We start from the raw sequence: 17,188 nt of genomic DNA, 5'->3' as shown, positions 1-17,188 counted from the left end.
ACCGGGCACTCAGTCGTCGGTCAGGAAGTCCTCGACGGCAGCAGCGAACCGGGCCGGAGCATCGTGGTGCACGACATGGCCGGCGGACAGCTCCACCAGACGGGCCTGACCGGCGCGACGGCTGATCATCTCGCCGGCATGGGCGGCCGTCAGTTCATCGCTGCGCGTTCCGCGGATCAGCAGAGTGGGGCACGCCACCGCCGTCCAGTCCTGCCAGTGGTCACCGTTGAGCGCCTTCTGGGACGCCACCGTGTGCTCGATGTCGAACGAGAATCCCCAGCCGCCCGCCGTGCGGCGGAAGGAACACTCCACGTAGGGAGCCGTCGGGCCCAGCGCGGTCACGAGTTCCTGGCGCGAGGGCGCACGGCGGGGCAGACGCAGGGTGAACGACCAGTCACTGTCCACCACCGCGCCGATGTCCTCGACGATGAGCGCACGGACCCGGTCCGGCCGCCGGGCGGCGTACTGGTAGGCGTTCACTCCCCCCAGCGAGTGGCCCAGCACCGCCACCGGACCGAAGCCCAAGTGCCCATGGAGGGCGGCGACATCGGCGACGTAGTCGTCCCGCCCGTAACGCCGGGCACGGTCGGACTCGCCGTGGCCGCGTTGGTCGAGCGCGATCACCCGGAACCGCGGTGCCAGCGCCTCCGCCAACGGTGCGAACGTCGACGCCTCGTTGTAGTGCCCGTGCAGGGCCAGAAGCGGGGTGCCCGGGCCACCGGTGTCCAGGTACGACAGTTTCCGTCCACCGGCCACGAAGAACTCACGCATGTCGTGGATGCTATGCGGCACCACCGACACCCGAGCTCGTGACCGTGTCGCGGCGGGAGGGATCCTGGCCGGCTCAGGAGCGACGAACCCGGCCAGGTCTCCGGCGGCGCAGTGCGCGGCGAAGGTGCACGACTCCGCGTCGTCCTCGTCGTCGCCGTCCGGCTCGTCCGCTGTCCAGGGCCCTGAGGGCGTCGGTGTCCTCGGGAGTCGCGAGGCGGTACCGGTAGGCCGTGTCGCCAGCAGTGGTCATGGCATGACGCTACGGCCCCTCACCCCGCGGCAGGGTACGGTCGGCCTCAGTCGGCTCCTGCCGCGGGGTGATCCGCCGTCGGTGCTCCACGCCGCCCCGTCGGTTACCGGTCCCGTTCCGCGACGAAGATGCAGAAGGGGTGTCCTTCCGGGTCCCGGTAGACGCGGAAGCGCTCGTCGTCGTCGGGGTCCGGCCGGTCCCGGTTGTCGAGCAGGCTGCCGCCGAGGGCAAGCACACGCTCGTGCTGCTTGCACAGTTCGTCCAACGAGTCGACGCTCAGATCGAGGTGCATCTGCTGGGGCACCGGCCCGTCGGGCCAGTCGGGTTCGCGCAGGTGCTCCACCTGCTGGAAGGCGAGTTGCGCGTCGCCGTGGGGCGTGCGCAGGACGAGCCAGTCCCTGCCGTGTTCGTCCGGCTGACCGGCCGGCGGCGGCTCATCGCCCTCGGCGTAGGCGAGCCCCAGCAGGGAGCGGTAGAACTCGGCGAGCTTGCGGGCGTCGGTGCTGTCGAGCACGGTCTGCACCATGCGGATGCGGCTTGCGTCGTCGGTCATGGACTCCAGGTGCCCGGCCGGGCCCGGCCCGAACGGCCCACTCGGGGGAAAGGCTCGCAGCCGGCGCCATGCCCGGCGGCCTGGGCCCTCCGCGCGCCCCGGGTGTCGAACGGCGCTCCGGGCGGTCCTCGGCGAGCGGGAGCCGTACGGCGGGCTGAACGCACGGGGAGAACCGGACCGATGGGTCACCGGACTTCTTGCAGGACCCGGTGGCGCCTCAGCAGCACGCAGGGCCGCGACCTGCGCTTCATCACGCGTGTCTTCCTTGTGTACCCGAAATGGTTGAACGATCACCTCGACCATTCGACTGCCCGTACCGCGTTCACGCAGGTCATGTCGGTGCGGTCTTGAAATCTCCCTCCTGACCGGAAGGAGGGACATCGGGTTGCGTCCCACCACTCACCCTGAGAGCTTCCGACTGTTGAACGAGCGGGGCACGCAAATGGGCCTGGGCGTTCAAGAGTTGACACATCCTCAGAGAAAGGCGACCAGTGATGCGCGAGCGACACTTTCCTCGATGGGCCGGCGTGGGTGCGGGAGGGGCGCTCCTCCTGTCGTTCATGGCCGCCGGTCAGGCTTCCGCCGTGGCCCCGGCCACGGATCCGGCCCCCTCCTGCGTCACCGTGTACGAGAGCTGGCGGTACACGCAGGTCGAGAACGCCTGCGCCGAGACGATGAGCCTGCAGGTCGTCTACCAGGACGGCGCCGAGGGACCGTGCCACACCGTGCGGTCCGGTGACGTCACCACCATCGGCGAGGGATACCTCGGCCCGCACGGGCGCGTGCACCATGTCGCCGTCTGCGCCGCACCCGTGTCAGCCACCGGTGTCGCCCCTGTGGGGTGAGCCCTGTGCCGTCGTCCCGGACCTCCGTGACCGCGGTCGCGCGTCGACGCCGGTAAGGGCTCAGTTCCGAGGCTCTGCGCCCTGCGCCGTGCGGCGGCGTTCCCCTTCCTCGCCTCCGGGGGGCACGGTCCGGGCGGCGAGGTCGCGTTCCAGGTCGTCCAGGGCCCGGCGAGCCGCATCGATGCGCCGGCGCAGGTCCTGCTGCTCCGGCCGGTGCGCAGCCGGGTCGTGTGCTGTCGGGACCTCCTCTTCCTCCTCGCCCAGGTCCCGGGCCTCGTCGAGGGAGGTGAGGACGACGCCGATGAGGACGTTGACCAGGACGAAGGAGGCGAGCAGCACATAGGAGGCGTAGTAGAGGAGGCTCCAGCGGGATATCTCCAGGCCGGCGTGGACCGCGTCGCCGATGCCGTCGAGCATCATCAGGAGGAAGAGGGTGAGGACGGCGCGTCCCAGGGAGCCGTAGTGCTCGGGGTCGTGGTGGCCGAAGAAGACCCAGCCGACCATGGCGTACACGTACAGCAGCAGTGCGCCGACGAGCAGGAAGCTCAGCGTGCCGGGCAGGCTGCGGGCGACCGCGACGAGGACGGTGCGCAGCTGGGGCAGGAAGCGGGCGGTGCGCAGAACCCTGGCCAGTCTGAGCAGGCGCAGCACCGTGGTGTTCTCCCGGACGACAGGCAGGAAGGCGCACAGGACCACGGCCAGGTCGAAGAGGTTCCACGGGTCCTTGCCGAAGTCCCGTGGACGGTCGGCGTGCGCGGCCATGCGCAGCACGATCTCGACGGTGAACGCGGCCAGACAGGTGTGCTCGGCGAGACGTAACCAGCGGTGCCACTGTTCGAGGACTCCGGAGTACGTCTCCAGGCCCAGGAGTACGGCGTTGGTGAGGATCAACGCGAAGACGGCGAGGGCGAACCAGCGGGCCTCCGTGATGTCACGGCAGCGGCGTGCGAGTCGTCGGCGCCCGGACGGGGCGGTGGATCCGGCTACGTGGCCGTGGTGGTGCGGCATCCTGCTGCCATGTCTCTTCCGTGCCTGCGGCGGTCCCGTGCCCGGGCCGGATCGGCCGGGCACGGGATCGCTGAACGATCATGCCTCAGAAGAGACTTCTACAGCACTGTAGTTGTCCATGCGTGAGCGCCCCGGGAAACCGGGGCGCTCGTTCACGTCGCGCCTCGGCCGCCTCTGACGCTCAAGGTCAGCCGATCGGCTCCGCGTCAGCGCCGTCGGCGCCATATCAGTCGGAATGATCAATTCCGGACGCATACGTCAAGCAGGTGATCCTTTTCAGACATGACGGTCACTCGAGGGTCCGAGGTACGCATCGGCCGGTACCGGCCCCCGCCGGAGCGGAGCCGCGCACCCGCGCGGACTCGGCACGCCACCAGTGATTCATCCGGCAGACACCACGATCTGCCGAAAATTCTTCCGATGAGGCGCGGGAACGCCAGAAGAAATGACCAAAAGAGCGCATCCTCTTTTGACTCACGAACGACCGTTCGGTGAAGGTCGTTCACATGTCCGTCACATTCCGCGCCGCGGTCAACGGCCCCCTGCGCTTACGCGACTTCAGACTGCTGCTCGCCGGAGCGGCAGCCGCGCAGTTCGGCGCCCACGTCACCCTGGTGGCTCTGCCGCTCGTGGCCGTGCTGGTACTCGACGCGTCCGCGTTCCAGGTCGGACTGCTCACGGCCGCCGAGACCGCCGCGTTCCTGCTGATCGGGCTGCCCGCCGGTGCCTGGGTCGACCGCGTGCGCAAGGTGCCGTTGATGATCCGGGCGGACGTCGTCCGGGCCGCGGCCATGGCGAGCGTCCCCGTGGCGGGCGCGGCCGGCGTCCTGACGATGGCCCAGCTGTACGCCGTCGCGTTCGTCACCGGCATCGCCACCGTCTTCTTCGACGTGGCCCACCAGAGCTACCTGCCGCACCTCCTGCCGCGGGACCAGCTGGTGAAGGGCAACGGGGCACTGGAGACCGTGCGGTCGTCCGCGCAGGTGACGGGTCCGGGGCTCGGTGGTGGCCTGGTCCAGCTGCTCGGCGCCCATCCGGCCGTCGCCGCCAACACCGCCGGCTACGCCCTCTCCGCGCTGTGCCTGTGGCGGATCGGGCGAACCGAGCCCCGCCCCGAACCCGCTCCCGGCGCGTCGTTGCGCGCGGACATCGGTGAGGGGCTGCGCTTCGTGCTGGGCCATCCGCTGCTGCGGGTGATCGCCGCCGCCACCGGACTCGGCAACTTCCTCACCGCGGTGCTGATGGCCACGCAGACGGTGTTCCTCGTTCGTGACCTGGGCCTCGCGCCGGGAGCGGTCGGTCTCGCACTGTCCGCCGCGGCCGTCGGCGGACTGGTGGGCGCGCTGACCGCGGGCACGCTGGCTGCCCGCTGGGGACAGGCCCGGATCATCTGGCTCTCCCCCCTGGTCACAGGGCCGTTCGCGGTGTTGTGGCCGCTGTCGGAGCGGGCGGGAGGCGCACCTCTGTTCGCGCTGGGTTCGGGCGTCGTCTTCTTCGGCGCCGTGGTCTACAACGTCGCCCAGGTGAGCTTCCGGCAGGTCCTGTGCCCCCCGCGCCTGCTGGGCCGGATGAACGCCACCCTCCGCTTCCTCATGTGGGGCACGCTGCCGCTCGGGGCGCTGGCCGGCGGGGTGCTCGCCGACGGCTTCGGCGCCCGCGCCGCCCTGCTGTGCTGCGCGGCCGGATTCCTCGCCGTGCCGCTGCCGTTGCTGTTCTCCGCGCTGCGCGGGATGCGCGACCTGCCCGCTCCGTCGGACGAGGTCCACGCCGCCGCCCCGGACACCGACACGGCCGGCGCCGCCGTCACCGCAGCCGAGCCCGACGCCCAGACCGGAACCGACAGGCGTGACAGAACGGCATCACTCGGCTGACCCGGCCTTCCGGAAACACCGTGAACACCACCGTGGCCGACGACGGAGAGGACGACGTGTCCAGCATCACGGGCCAGTATCTGGCTCGCTATCGGGGACTGACCACTGGTGCCGGGGCGCCCGCGCTGCTGCCCGTGACCGGAGCCCAGCGCCGCTTCGCACTGGTGCGTGCGCTGGACCCCACCGGGCGACCGGACCTCGTTCCGATGTTCTTCGCCTTCCCGCGCGGCACGGTGGACCCGTCGCGCCTCGCCGCCGCGGCGCGACGCCTCGTCTCGCTGCACCCCGTGCTCCGTGGCCGGCCCGCCGTGGTGCGCGGCACCCCGGTGCTGCGCATGGCGGAGCCCGAGGTCCCGGTCGTCCGCGTGCGCCCGAGGCCCGGCGAGGACGCCGGCGCGGCCCTGCGTCGGGTGCTGGGCGCCTGGTCACCCGACGGGCCACCGCTGCGGTTGTTCCTCACCGAGGACGCGCCGGAAGGCGGCCGGGAGCACTCGGTCCTCCCCCACGGCGGCGGGCCGTCGGAGGTGCTCGCGGTCGTCCTCGACCACCTGGCGTGCGACGGGCGGACGCTGGCCCGGATCGTCGAGGAACTCGGCGCCGCCTATGCCGAGGGTCCGCGGGCGCGGCCGCCGGCCCCCGGGGAGGTCGCCGCCGAGCTGGCTGCGTACCGCGACGCCGTGCTGCTCCAGTTGGACGCCGAGGAGCGTGCGGAGTCCCCCGGGGCACTGGCGTACTGGGGTGAACGGCTGCGGGCCGTCCGTGACCGTGCTCCCGCCGCACGACACGGCCTGCCCACGGCCGGCACGCTGCCGACCGGCTCGACGCCCGTACCGCCGACCGGCTCGGCTTCTGTACCGCCGACCGGCTCGGCTTCCGTGGTGCTGCCCGGGTCCGCCGCCGGGGCCCCTTTCCCCGACCTGCTGGACGCCTGCCGGTCCGCGGTGCGCGTGCTGTACGGTCCGGGGCACACGGTGCCGCTCGGCTATCCGTGGGGCGGCCGTCCGCCCGGCGCGGAGGACGTGCTCGGCTGCTTCCTCAACACGGTGGTCTTCCCCGCCGTGACGGATCCGGCCCCGACCGGCTCCGAAGCCACCGCCGACGCCTGGTGGGAGGACCTGGACCGGGCGGACGTGCCCTTCGACGCGGTGGTGCGCGCGGCCCGGGAGGCCGGCTCCGGCTGGTCCGGCCGCCTCGACGGGCTGCTGACCGTCGACGACGGTGCGCAGCGTCCCTCGCTCCGCCTGGCCGGCGTCGAGGGCCGGGAGGTCCATGTCGACGGCAGACCCGTACGCGGACCGTTCGCCGTCTCCGTCACCCACGGACGGGAACTGCGGTTGCGCATGGTGTGGGACCGCGCCGTGACGGCCGACCGCACCGCCCTCGCCGCCTTCGACGCGCTCACCGAAGCGCTCCGCACGAAGGCCCAGGCGTCACCGGCCCTCGGCTGACCACCCCACGGGCCACCCCGCACCACCCTTCCGCTGCTTCCTCCCCGGCGGGACCCGTCCGCGCGATCCGCGGCCGGCTCCCCCACCACCACCGGACACGACCGTGCCCGGTGGGCCCTCACCCGACCCGACGACCCCAGGGATCGCCCATGCTTCCGCTCTCCTCCTCGCAGGAGATCGTCTGGCTGCACGAACAGGTGCAACCCGGCAGCCGCGCCTACAACTTCACCGCGGCACTCGACCTGTGGGGACCGCTCCACGCGGACGCCCTGCACCGCGGCCTCGCCGCCACGCTCGACCGGCACCCGGGCCTGCGCCTGGAACTGGTCGCCGTCTCCGGCGCCGTACCCGGCCAGCGGGTCGCCCGGACGTGCGCACCCCGGCTGCGGACGGTCGACCTGAGCACGCACACCGACCCGGAGGCCGCGTTCCTGGAGCTGCTGCGCACCGAGGCGGAGACCCCGCTCGACACCTATGAGGCGCCGCTCCTGCGCTGGACCCTGGTACGGCTCGGGGACGAGCACCACCGGCTCATCCACGTCGAGCACCACCTGATCCACGACGGACACTCGTTCGCGATCCTGCTCGACGACGTGTTCACCGTCTACCGCGGCCACGTCCTGGGCGAGCCGGTCGTGCTGCCGCCCGCGCCCTCCTACGCCGATCACATCGAGGCGCAGGCCCGCGGCCGGGAGACCGGAACCTGCCGCGCCGGGCTGGACTTCTGGACCGCCGAACTGCGGGGACTCCCCTACGACATGCCGCTGCCGGGTCTCTCCCGTCCCGGTGCCCGGCGCCGCCATCACGGTGGTCAGCTGCGGCAGTCGATCGGAGCGGACCTGGCGGAGCGGCTGCGCGCGCACGCGCGGCTGCGCGGGCTGACCCCGTTCTCCACGCTGCTCGGTCTGTTCGCCGAACTGCTGCGGCGCCACAGCGGCCGTTCGCAGCTGGTCGTCGGCACCGCGGTGGGCAACCGGCCCCGCGGGCACGAGGGCACCGTCGGCATGTTCGTCAACACCATCCCCCTGCCGCTGCGGCTGGACCCCGCCGCGCCGGCCGAGGAGACGATGGACGAGGTGACCGACGTCCTCATCCGCGCGCTGCCGCACCAGGACGTGCCGGTCCAGGAGCTGACCCGCGCGCTCGGCCTGCGCACCTCGGGCGCGGACAACCCGCTGTTCGACGTGATGTTCAGCGCCCATGACGCCGAGCTGCCCGAGGTCGACGTGCCCGGTCTGGACATCACGCTGTTCGAGGGGTTCAACACGGGCACCACCCGCTTCGACCTGGACGTGGTGCTGCTGCCGGACGACCGGCGCGGGGTCGGTCCCCGGCACGGTGGCGCCGGAATGACCCTGGTCTGGGACTACGACGCCGACATGTTCGACGAGGACGTGACCGAGCTGCTCGCCGGGCGGTTCCTGGCCCTGCTGCGGGCCTATCTCGACGCCCCGGACACCGCTCTGGCGGACCTGGCGCCGCCCGGGTCCGCCGCCGGCGCCGGGCAGACACCCGCTGCGGCCCCGCACGGGCCGGCGGAGCCGGGGAGCGGCGCCGCCTCCGGGCCGGTGGGGGACCCGCTCGACCCGGTCGCCGCCCACGACCCCTCCGCGCCCGCCCTGCTCGACGGCGCCCGCCTCCTGACCTACGGCGACCTCGACGCCCGGGTCTCCGCCCTCGCGGAACGCCTGCTGGCCGCCGGGGTGCGGGCGGGCCGGCCGGTGGCGTCCGTCCTGCCGCGCGGGGCCGACGCGGTCGTGGTGCTGCTCGCCTGTCTGCGCACCGGGGCGGTCCACTGCCCGCTGTCGCCCTCGGACCCGCCCGCCCGTCTGGCACTGCTCCTGGACCGCCTGGCCCCGGCTCTCGTCCTCACCTCGGCCGACCACCCCGTCACGGTGCCCGGCGGCCTGCCGACCGCCGCCGTGGACGCGCCGCGGATGCCGAAGGCGCACGCGGCCCCCGAGGTGCCGGGCGCCGCGTACGTCATCCACACCTCCGGGTCGACCGGCGTCCCCAAGGCCGTCGCCGTCGGGCGCGCGGCACTGGAGAACCATCTGACCGGGGTGGCCGGGCGGTTCGGGCTGCGGCACGACGACCGGGTCCTGCTGTTCGCCCAGCCGGTGTTCGACGTGGCCCTGGAGGAGGTGCTGCCCTCCCTGTACGCGGGGGCGTGCCTCGTCGTCCCCGGGCACGAGGTGCCGACCGGCACCGAGCTGGCCGGGCTGCTGGCCGACGCGCGCGTCACCGTGGCCAACCTGCCCACCAGCTACTTCCTCGCCGTGCGGGAGGAGTTGCGGCCCGCCCTGCGCGACGGCCGCTGGACGCCGCGCCTGCTCGTGCTCGGCGGCGAACGCCTGCCTGCCGACGCGCTGCGCTCCTTCCTGGCGGACACCGGCGCGACGGTGCTCAACGCCTACGGCGTCACCGAAGCGGCCGTCACCACCACCGTCCACCGCATCGACCCGGAAGCCCTGGCCGACGGGGCGGAGGTCCCGCTCGGAAGCGAGCTGCCGGGCGAGCGCGTCCACGTCCTGGACGCGTACCACCGTCCGCTGCCGGCGGGTGCGGTGGGCGAGCTGGCGATCGCCGGGGCCGGGCTCGCCGAGGGGTACCTGGGTGACCCGCAGACCACGAGCGCCCGGTTCACGCGCGTCGACACGCTCGGCGGTGAACGGGTCTACCTGACCGGTGACGTGGGCTACCGGGGCCTGGACGGGGCGCTCTACTTCCTCGGCCGCCGGGACAACCAGATCAAGCTGCGCGGGTACCGGATCGAACTGGAGGAGATCGAGGCGGCCGCCTCATCCGCGCTGGGCGGCCGGTCCTGTGCCGTCGTGCTGGACCACGGGCCCGCCGGCGGACCCCGGCTGGTCGGCTTCGTGGAGAGCCCCGGCGAGGGCGGCGCGTGGGACGAGCGGACGCTGCACGCGCAGCTCGGGCTGCGGCTGCCGACCGCCCTGGTGCCGGAGCGGTGGGTGCGTCTGGACACGATGCCCACGCTGGCCGGGGGCAAGCCGGACCGTACGGCGCTCGCCCGCAGGGCCGCCGCGCTCGGCACGGCCGGCGCGTCCGGCCCCCGCGGTACGGGACGGACCGCGGACGGCGACCGTCCGGGCGGGGCGGCGGGGACCGCGGACGGCTCCGGTCCCGGCGGTGGGGCGCGTGGCCCGGACGAGGCGCCGCGGGACGGCGAGGGACGCACCGGGACGGCTCCGGCCGACCCGGTGACCGTGCTGCTCACCGACGGCTGGCGCGCGGTGCTGGGTCACGACGACTTCGACGAGCGCTCCGACTTCTTCCGGGCCGGCGGCCACTCACTGCGCGCCGCGCAACTGGCGGCCTGGCTGGAGCCCCGGCTCGGCCACCGCCCGCCGATGCGGCTGTTCTTCCGCCACCCGGTGCTCGCCGACCAGGCCGGCGCGCTCGCCGCCCACCCTTCCGCCGCCACCACCCCCTCCACGGAGTCCTGATGAGCCACCCGACCACCTCCCCCGTCCCCCGGCCGGTGACCCCGCCGGAGGTTCTCCTCACCGCCCCCGCTCCCGCCTCCCCGGCCGATGACACGCTCAGCGTCACGCGCGGCCCGGAGCTCCGCGGGAACGCCGCCGCGACCGGGATGCTCGACCTGTTCGAGGACTGGGCACGCCGCACCCCGGACGCCCTCGCCGTGATCGACGGCGGACGCACCTGGACGTACCGGCAGATCGACGCCGCCGCCGACGAGACCGCGGCCGCGCTGCGCGACCGGGTCGGGACGGGTGACCTCGTCGGTGTCTGCCTGGACCGCTCGGCCGCGCTCGTCGTGGCGGCCGTGGCGATCGCCAGACTGGGCGCGGTGTATCTGCCGCTGGGGCCGCGCCCCGGTGAGCGGCGCGTCGAAGCCGTCACCGAGGACCTGGACGTCGCCTGCCTGATCGGCGCCCCCGCCGTGCTGCCCGCCCGGCACCGGACGGCCGGGCACGTCCCGCTGGCCCTGCCGGAGGGCGGGGTCAACCCGGCCGGAGCGGTGGTGGCGGCGTTCGCGCCGTCCCGTCCCGGTGCGCTCCGCGCGCCCCACGGGGCGTTCTACGCGGTGCTGACGTCGGGTTCCACCGGCCGTCCCAAGGCCGTCGTGGTCGCCGAGCCGGCCCTCGGCACGCTGCTCGACTGGTACCGGGCCGAGACCGCTCTCGCACCCGGCGACCGGCAGTCCCTGCTCATCGGCGTGGCGTTCGACCCGCACCTGATGGAGCTGTGGGCGGGACTGACGTCGGGCGCGGCGCTGGTGCCCGCGCCCGACGACGTCCGCTGGGACACCGGGGCGCTCACCTCGTGGTGGCGCGAGGCCGCCGTGTCCGTGGCGGTGGCCGCCACCCCCATGGTCGAGCCGCTGCTGGAGCGGCCCTGGCCGCAGGGCCTGGTGCTGCGCCATCTCGTCGTCGGCGGCGACCGGATGCGCCGCCGTCCGGGCGCCGACGTGACCGCGACCGTGCACAACGCCTACGGTCCCGCGGAAGCCACCGTGGTCACGACCACGTACGCCATGCGTGCCGCGGACGCCGGGGCGGAAGGTCCCGGGGCACCGCCGATCGGCACCCCCGTACCCGGCGTGACGGTCGTCGTCACCGGCCCCGACGGCCGCCCCGTGGCGCGGGGCGAGGAGGGCGAACTCCGCGTCGGCGGCAGCGGTCTGGCCCTTGGGTACGTGGACCCCGAGCTGACCGCGCTCCGCTTCACCGCCCCCGCGCCCGGGGTGGAGCTTCCGGGCGTGGACCGGCTCTACCGCACCGGCGACCGGGTGCGGATGCGGCGGGACGGGGTCCTGGAGTTCCTCGGGCGTCTCGACAACCAGGTGAAGATCAGCGGAGTACGGATCGAGCCCGCCGAGGTCGAGGCCGCGCTGGAGAAGGACCCGGCCGTGCTCGGCGCCGTGGTCACCGCGCCCCGCGGCCCCGGCGGCGCCGTCCGCCTGGTCGCGTACGTCCGCCTCGCGCCCGGTGCCTCGGTGTCCGAACAGACCCTGCTGGAGGCGGCGCGGGCGTGGCTTCCCGAACAGGCCGTGCCCTCGGCCGTGCGGATCGTCGACGCCTTCCCGCTGGACGCCAACGGCAAGGTCGACCGCGCCGGGCTGGCGCGCGACGCGGCCGCCCCCGCCGCGGGCGACCGCGCCGACGCGCCGGAGGGCGCCACCGCGGGCGAGCGGGTCGTCCTGGACGCCGTACGCGATCTCCTCTCCAGGCCCGCGACGGTGCTGACCGACGACTTCGCGACGATCGGCGGCACCTCGATCGTCGCCGCCCGTCTGCTGGCCGTCATCGAACAGCGCACCGGTGTCCGCCTGCGTGCTCCGGAGTTCCTGCGCCAGCCGGACCTGGGCGCCGTCGCCGCTCTCGTCGACCGCCGCCGCGAGGCCGCGCGAAGGACGGGCGCCTGAGATGACCACCCTCACCCACACCGCCCCCGACGAAGGACCCATGCTCTCCCGACCCCTGCCGGCCGCCCCCGACGTGACCAGGCCCGCACCCTGCTCCGGGCTGCCCGCCCTCGTGGCGTGGCACGCCGCGCGGACCCCGGACGCCCTCGCCGTGGTCGAGGGCGACACCACCCTCACCTACGCCCGGCTCGTCTCCTCGGCCCGGGCCCTCGCCGCCCACCTGCGCGCGTACGGCGTCCGGCCGGGCGACCGCGTGGCGCTGCTGATGCACCGTTCGGCGCGCACCGTCGTCGCGCAGCTCGCCCTGTGGTGGGCCGGCGCCACCTGCGTGCCGCTCGACCCGGCGCATCCACGCCCCCGTTCCGAGGCGATGGCCGCCGACGCGGGAGTGACGCTGACCGTCGGCGACGGCAAGCTCCTCGACGCGGCGCCCCGCACCGGTCCGGTCCTGGCGCTGCCGGAGGAGACACCACTGCCGGACTCCTTCGCACCCGCGCCCGAGCCCGGCGCCGACGCCACGGCGTTCATCATGTTCACCTCCGGCTCGACGGGGCGCCCCAAGGGCGTGTCGGTACCCCATCGGGCCGCGGCCGAGCTGCTGTCCGAGCCCGGCTACGTGACCCTCACCCCCCGGGACCGGGTGCTCTTCCACTCCCCCATGACCTTCGACGCGTCGACGTTCGAGGTGTGGGGGGCCCTGGCCAACGGGGCCGCCGTCGTGGTCTGCACCGTCGACCGGCCCTCGCTCGAGGACCTGGCCCGGCACGTGGAGCGTCACGGCGTCACCGTCGCGTTCCTCACCACGGCGCTCTTCCACCGGCTCGCCGCCCGGCGGTCCCGGATGTTCTCGGTGCTCCGCTCGGTCGTAGTGGGCGGGGAGGCGCTGTCCGCCCAGCACGCCGGGCAGGTGCTGGAGGCGTTCCCGTGGCTGGAGCTCGTCAACGGGTACGGGCCCACGGAGACCACCACGTTCGCCACGGCGCACCGGGTCACCGCCGCGGACCGCGAGGGACCGGTGCCGATCGGCCGGCCCGTCGCGGGTGCGACCGCACACGTACTGGACGACGACGGCAGGCCGGTCGCGGACGGTGCGCGCGGTGAGCTGTGGGTGGGCGGCAGCCGGCTGGCGCACGGGTACACGGGGCGTCCCGACCTGACCGCCGAACGCTTCGTCGACCATCCGGAGCTGGGACGCCTGTACCGCACCGGAGACCTCGTCTCCGTCCGCCCGGACGGTGCCCTGGACTTCCACGGGCGGACCGACGACCAGGTGAAGGTGCGCGGCTTCCGCATCGAACCGGGGGAGGTCGAGCACGTCCTGCGCCGGCAGCCCGACGTGGACGACGCGGCCGTCACCGTGCACCGGCCCGGCCCGGACGACACCCGCCTCGTCGCGTTCGTCGTGGCGGCGCCCGGGCCCGTGCCCCGGCCCGGCGCGCTGCGCGACCGCCTCGCCACGGTCCTGCCCGCCCATCTCGTCCCCGACGAGGTGACGGTCGTCGACAGTCTTCCGCTGACCCCGTCCGGGAAGGTCGACCGCCGTGCCCTCGCCGACCTCGGCGGGCAGGGGGGAGCCGTCGTCCCGGCCGTTCCCCTGACGCCCCTGGAGCAGGCGGTCGCCGGGATATGGGGCCGTGCCCTGGGCCGCGAGATCACCCGGCCCGACGCCGACTTCCTCGACCAGGGCGGGCACTCGCTGCTCGCCCTGGTCGTGACCGACGACCTGCGTGAGGAACTCGGTGTCGACATGACGCTCGCCGACTTCTTCGCCGCCCCCACCGTGGCCGCCCAGGCCGCCTTGGTCGAGCAGGCCCTGCTCGCCGCCCACGACGACCTGCGCCCCCGCGCCGAGGAGTACCAGGATGGCCACTGAGAGCGCGGGGACCTCGGCCGAGTCCCTTCAGGAGGAACTGCTGCGCCGGGCACGCGAACGTGCCGCGAGCCGCCCCGGTGCGTCCGCGGGAGCCGCCGCCCCCGCGGACGCCGGCCGGGGACGCGCGCCGCTGTCCCACGCCCAGCGCCGTATGTGGCTCATGGACCGGCTCGGTCACGGCGGGGCCTCCTACAGCGTGCCCTTCGCCACCCGGCTGCGCGGTCCGCTGGACCTGGACGCGCTGCACACCGCACTGACCGCGCTCGTGGCCCGCCACGAGATCCTGCGCACCCGGTACGGGCAGCGGGACGGCGACCCCTTCCAGGAGGTGCTCCCGGCGCCGCGCGCCGGGGACGTGCGGGTCGTGGAGACGGCCCCGGAGCAGGCCCACGACCTGCTGGTCGAGGAGGCCCGCCGCCCGTTCGACCTGTCCGCCGGGCCCCTGCCGCGGGTCCTGGTGCTGCGGCACGGCGCGGAGGACCACACGGTCCTGCTGACGTTCCACCACATCGCGGTCGACGGCGCCTCACTGGAGATCGTCGCCCGGGAGGTGGGCGAGCTGTACGCGGCCGCCGCCGGCCGTCCCACGGGCGCCACCGGCAACCCACCTCCGCAGGCGGACGCGCGTCCGCTCCGCTACGCCGACTTCGCGCGCCGTGAGCACGCGGCGGCCGACCGGCTCGAGGAAGGGCTGCGCCACTGGACCGGCCGCCTCGACGGGGCCGCGCCGCCCCCGCTGCCCCGCCCCGTTCACCCGCCCGCCGACTCCGGTGTCCGGCCCGCCGGCGTGCGCACCGTGCCGCTCCCGTCCCGGCTGCCGGAAGACCTGCGGGCGCTCGGCGCGGCGCACCGGGCCACCCTGTTCACCACGGTCCTCGCCGCGGCCTTCGCCGCCCTGCACCGCTTCACCGGCGAGGAGGACCTGCTCATCGGCGTGGCGAGCACCCACCGCAGGGGGGCGGACATGCGCGGGCTGGTCGGTCTGTGCGTCAACACCCTTCCGGTGCGCGTCGACACCTCCGGCGACCCGGCCTTCACCGTCCTGGTGGAGCGGGTGCGGGACGCGCTGCTGGAGGCCCAGCGCCACCGCGAGGTGCCGTTCGACCTCGTCGTGGAGCGCCTGGGCGGCACCGCCCGCGCCGCCGACGGGACGGCCCTGGTCCGGGTGACCAGCGACGTCATGGCGGAGCCCACGGTGCTGCGGCTGCCCGGCACCCGCAGCGAGCACGTGGACGTCGGTGTCGGCGAGGCCAAGTTCGACCTGTCGTTCGGGCTGCTGGACACCGGCCGTCCCGCCGCGCTCGTCCAGTTCGGCCGCGCGGCACTGGACGAGGCGACGGCAGCCTCACTGGCCGACGGCTTCGCCGCGCTGCTCATCCGGGTCGCCGCCGACCCCGGGGCGCGCCTGTCCGAGCTCCCCGTCCGGGGCCCTGCCCAGTCCCCTGCTTCGGCCGTCCCCGCCCGGGTGCCGGCCGTCCCGGCGGGGGGTGCTGACCGGCTAGGCGAGGCTGACGACATGCCCGCCAGGGGCGGGCATCCGGCGGCGGCGCTGCTGCTCGCGCACCCGCAGGTGGCGGAGGCCGTCGTCGTCGAACCGGACGGCGGGCCGCCACTGGCGTACGCCGTACTGCGCGGCGTCTCGGGCCCCTCCCGCGCGGAACTGCGGTCCGCCCTGCGGGCGTCGCTGCCCCCGGAGTCGGTGCCTGCGGCCGTGACCCTGCTGGACGCCCTGCCCCGGACGCCCCGGGGCGCGACCGACACGTCGCGACTGCCCGGACTGCCGCCCGCCCCTGCTCTTGGGGGTCCGCTCGGGAAGACCGTGACGGAGGCGTTCGCGGCAGTGCTGGACCGCCCGGTGCCGGGGCCCGACGAGGACTTCTTCGACCTCGGCGGCCACTCGCTGATCGCGGTCCGGCTCGCCGAGCGGCTGCGGGGAGCGCTGACGCTTCCCCTGACCGGCCTGGACATCCTTCAGGCCCGTACGCCCAGGGCGCTCACCGCCCTGCTGGAGGAACGCGCCGCGCAGCGGGCCACCGCCGCGACCACGCCCACCCGGCCGGCGCGTTCCCGAGGCGTGCGTCGGGGCACGGTCCTGGTCACCGGCGCGACCGGTGGCGTCGGCTCCTTCGTCCTGCGGGAACTGGCCGCACAGGGCCGTCCCGTACTCGCCCTGGCCCGACCCGAGTCCGCGCACCTCGTCGACGGGGAAGGGGTGGACGTCGTCGAGGGCGACCTCACCGACCCCGGCAGTCTGCGCGCGGCGGTGGAGAGCGCCGACGCGGTGATCCACGCCGCGTGCACCTTCGTCCGTCCCGAGGTGGACGTGGCGGCCATGAGGGCGATGGTGGAGGCCTGGCGGCGCGGCCCGTTCGTCTTCGTCAGCAGTGTCGACGCGTACGGGCATCCCGCCGGGGACGTCGTGGCGGAGGGGGCACCGTCACGACAGCCGCTCAGCCCGTACGGGCGGGCCAAGCTGGACTGCGAGCGGATGCTGCTGGACGCGGCCGGCGCCGGGGACCGGGGCGGCGCCAGTGCCGTGCGCTCCCCCCTGGTGTGGGGGCCGCACGAGCGGTTGCGCGACCAGCTCCGTTGGGGCGCCACCGGTGTGCTCTACCAAGCCGTGAGCCGGCGACAGCCGGTCGGTCTGCCGAGGCCTGGGACCCACGGCCACGCCTGGTACGGCGCGCCCTGGGTGCACGCGGCTGCCCTGGCGCGGGCCGTGACCTCGTGTCTCGACGAGCCCGTGCACGGGGTGGCGAACGCCGTCGGCGGTCACGTGTCGTGGCAGGACCTCACGACGCGGCTGGCCGAGCTGCTGCATCCCGGCAGGGCGGGAGCCGGGGACGGCGTCGCCGGGGCGGTCCGTGAGACGGACGACGTGCATCCGGACCTCGACCACCACTGGCAGTACCGGGCCGACCGGCTGGCGCCGTCCCTGCGGGAGCGACCGGGCGAGGACTGGCGCACCGTACTGGCCGAGATGACCGGCACCTCCGGCCTCTGACGACCCGCGCACGGCCCGAGCACCCGCCCCCGGGGTGCTCGGGCCGGACTCGGCGAGGTACTGATACGTGGGGGGGAGACCTGAACCTCATGCGATCGCACGCGCCCGTCGGCGGACGATGTGGCGGGCGGGCTGTGGTCGGTCTGGTGATC

Annotated in this window: 10 protein-coding genes; 7 read left to right on the top strand and 3 right to left on the bottom strand. The window is 74.6% G+C overall.

Annotation, left to right across the window (positions count from 1 at the left end; genetic code table 11):
- Positions 1–9: 9 nt before the first annotated feature.
- On the bottom strand, positions 10–771 hold the full coding sequence (locus tag IE118_RS07795; protein ID WP_189556774.1) for an alpha/beta fold hydrolase: 762 nt from the start codon (positions 769–771) through the stop codon (positions 10–12).
- Between the two features lie 353 nt (positions 772–1,124).
- Complete coding sequence (locus tag IE118_RS07790; RefSeq protein ID WP_189556772.1) at positions 1,125–1,574, bottom strand: VOC family protein; 450 nt, start codon at positions 1,572–1,574, stop codon at positions 1,125–1,127.
- 584 nt (positions 1,575–2,158) lie between these two features.
- On the opposite strand from IE118_RS07790, the gene IE118_RS07785 reads away from it, so the two are divergent.
- A complete protein-coding gene (locus IE118_RS07785; RefSeq protein ID WP_189556770.1) occupies positions 2,159–2,419 on the top strand; it encodes an alpha-amylase inhibitor in 261 nt (86 codons plus the stop codon).
- 60 nt (positions 2,420–2,479) lie between these two features.
- Here the strand turns inward: IE118_RS07785 and IE118_RS07780 are convergent, their stop codons facing one another.
- Positions 2,480–3,427, bottom strand: a complete 948-nt coding sequence (locus IE118_RS07780; RefSeq protein ID WP_189556768.1) for an ion transporter — start codon at positions 3,425–3,427, stop codon at positions 2,480–2,482.
- Positions 3,428–3,933: 506 nt separating this feature from the next.
- Here IE118_RS07780 and IE118_RS07775 point away from each other — a divergent pair.
- From IE118_RS07775 to IE118_RS07750, 6 genes are all read left to right on the top strand, one after another.
- Positions 3,934–5,298 carry an MFS transporter gene (locus tag IE118_RS07775; RefSeq protein WP_189556767.1) on the top strand — a complete coding sequence of 455 codons (1,365 nt, stop codon included), beginning with the start codon at positions 3,934–3,936 and terminating at the stop codon, positions 5,296–5,298.
- Between the two features lie 20 nt (positions 5,299–5,318).
- Positions 5,319–6,746, top strand: coding sequence for a condensation domain-containing protein (locus IE118_RS07770; protein ID WP_229846700.1), 1,428 nt, complete (start codon positions 5,319–5,321; stop codon positions 6,744–6,746).
- 149 nt (positions 6,747–6,895) lie between these two features.
- Positions 6,896–10,216 (top strand): non-ribosomal peptide synthetase, encoded by a 3,321-nt coding sequence (locus IE118_RS07765; RefSeq protein ID WP_189556765.1) that lies wholly within the window; start codon positions 6,896–6,898, stop codon positions 10,214–10,216.
- Positions 10,216–12,159: a non-ribosomal peptide synthetase gene (locus tag IE118_RS07760; protein ID WP_189556763.1), complete on the top strand. Its 1,944-nt coding sequence runs from the start codon at positions 10,216–10,218 to the stop codon at positions 12,157–12,159. The genes IE118_RS07765 and IE118_RS07760 overlap by 1 nt, the downstream gene beginning before the upstream one ends.
- Position 12,160: 1 nt before the next feature.
- Positions 12,161–14,032 carry a non-ribosomal peptide synthetase gene (locus tag IE118_RS07755; RefSeq protein WP_189556761.1) on the top strand — a complete coding sequence of 624 codons (1,872 nt, stop codon included), beginning with the start codon at positions 12,161–12,163 and terminating at the stop codon, positions 14,030–14,032.
- On the top strand, positions 14,022–17,036 hold the full coding sequence (locus tag IE118_RS07750; protein ID WP_189556759.1) for a condensation domain-containing protein: 3,015 nt from the start codon (positions 14,022–14,024) through the stop codon (positions 17,034–17,036). Before IE118_RS07755 ends, IE118_RS07750 begins: the two co-directional genes overlap by 11 nt.
- Positions 17,037–17,188: the final 152 nt, after the last annotated feature.

Source organism: Streptomyces pilosus, from assembly GCF_014649835.1.
Classification (GTDB): domain Bacteria; phylum Actinomycetota; class Actinomycetes; order Streptomycetales; family Streptomycetaceae; genus Streptomyces; species Streptomyces pilosus.
Note: the sequence above shows the minus strand (reverse complement) of the source record. Positions and strands in the feature narration are given on the sequence as shown.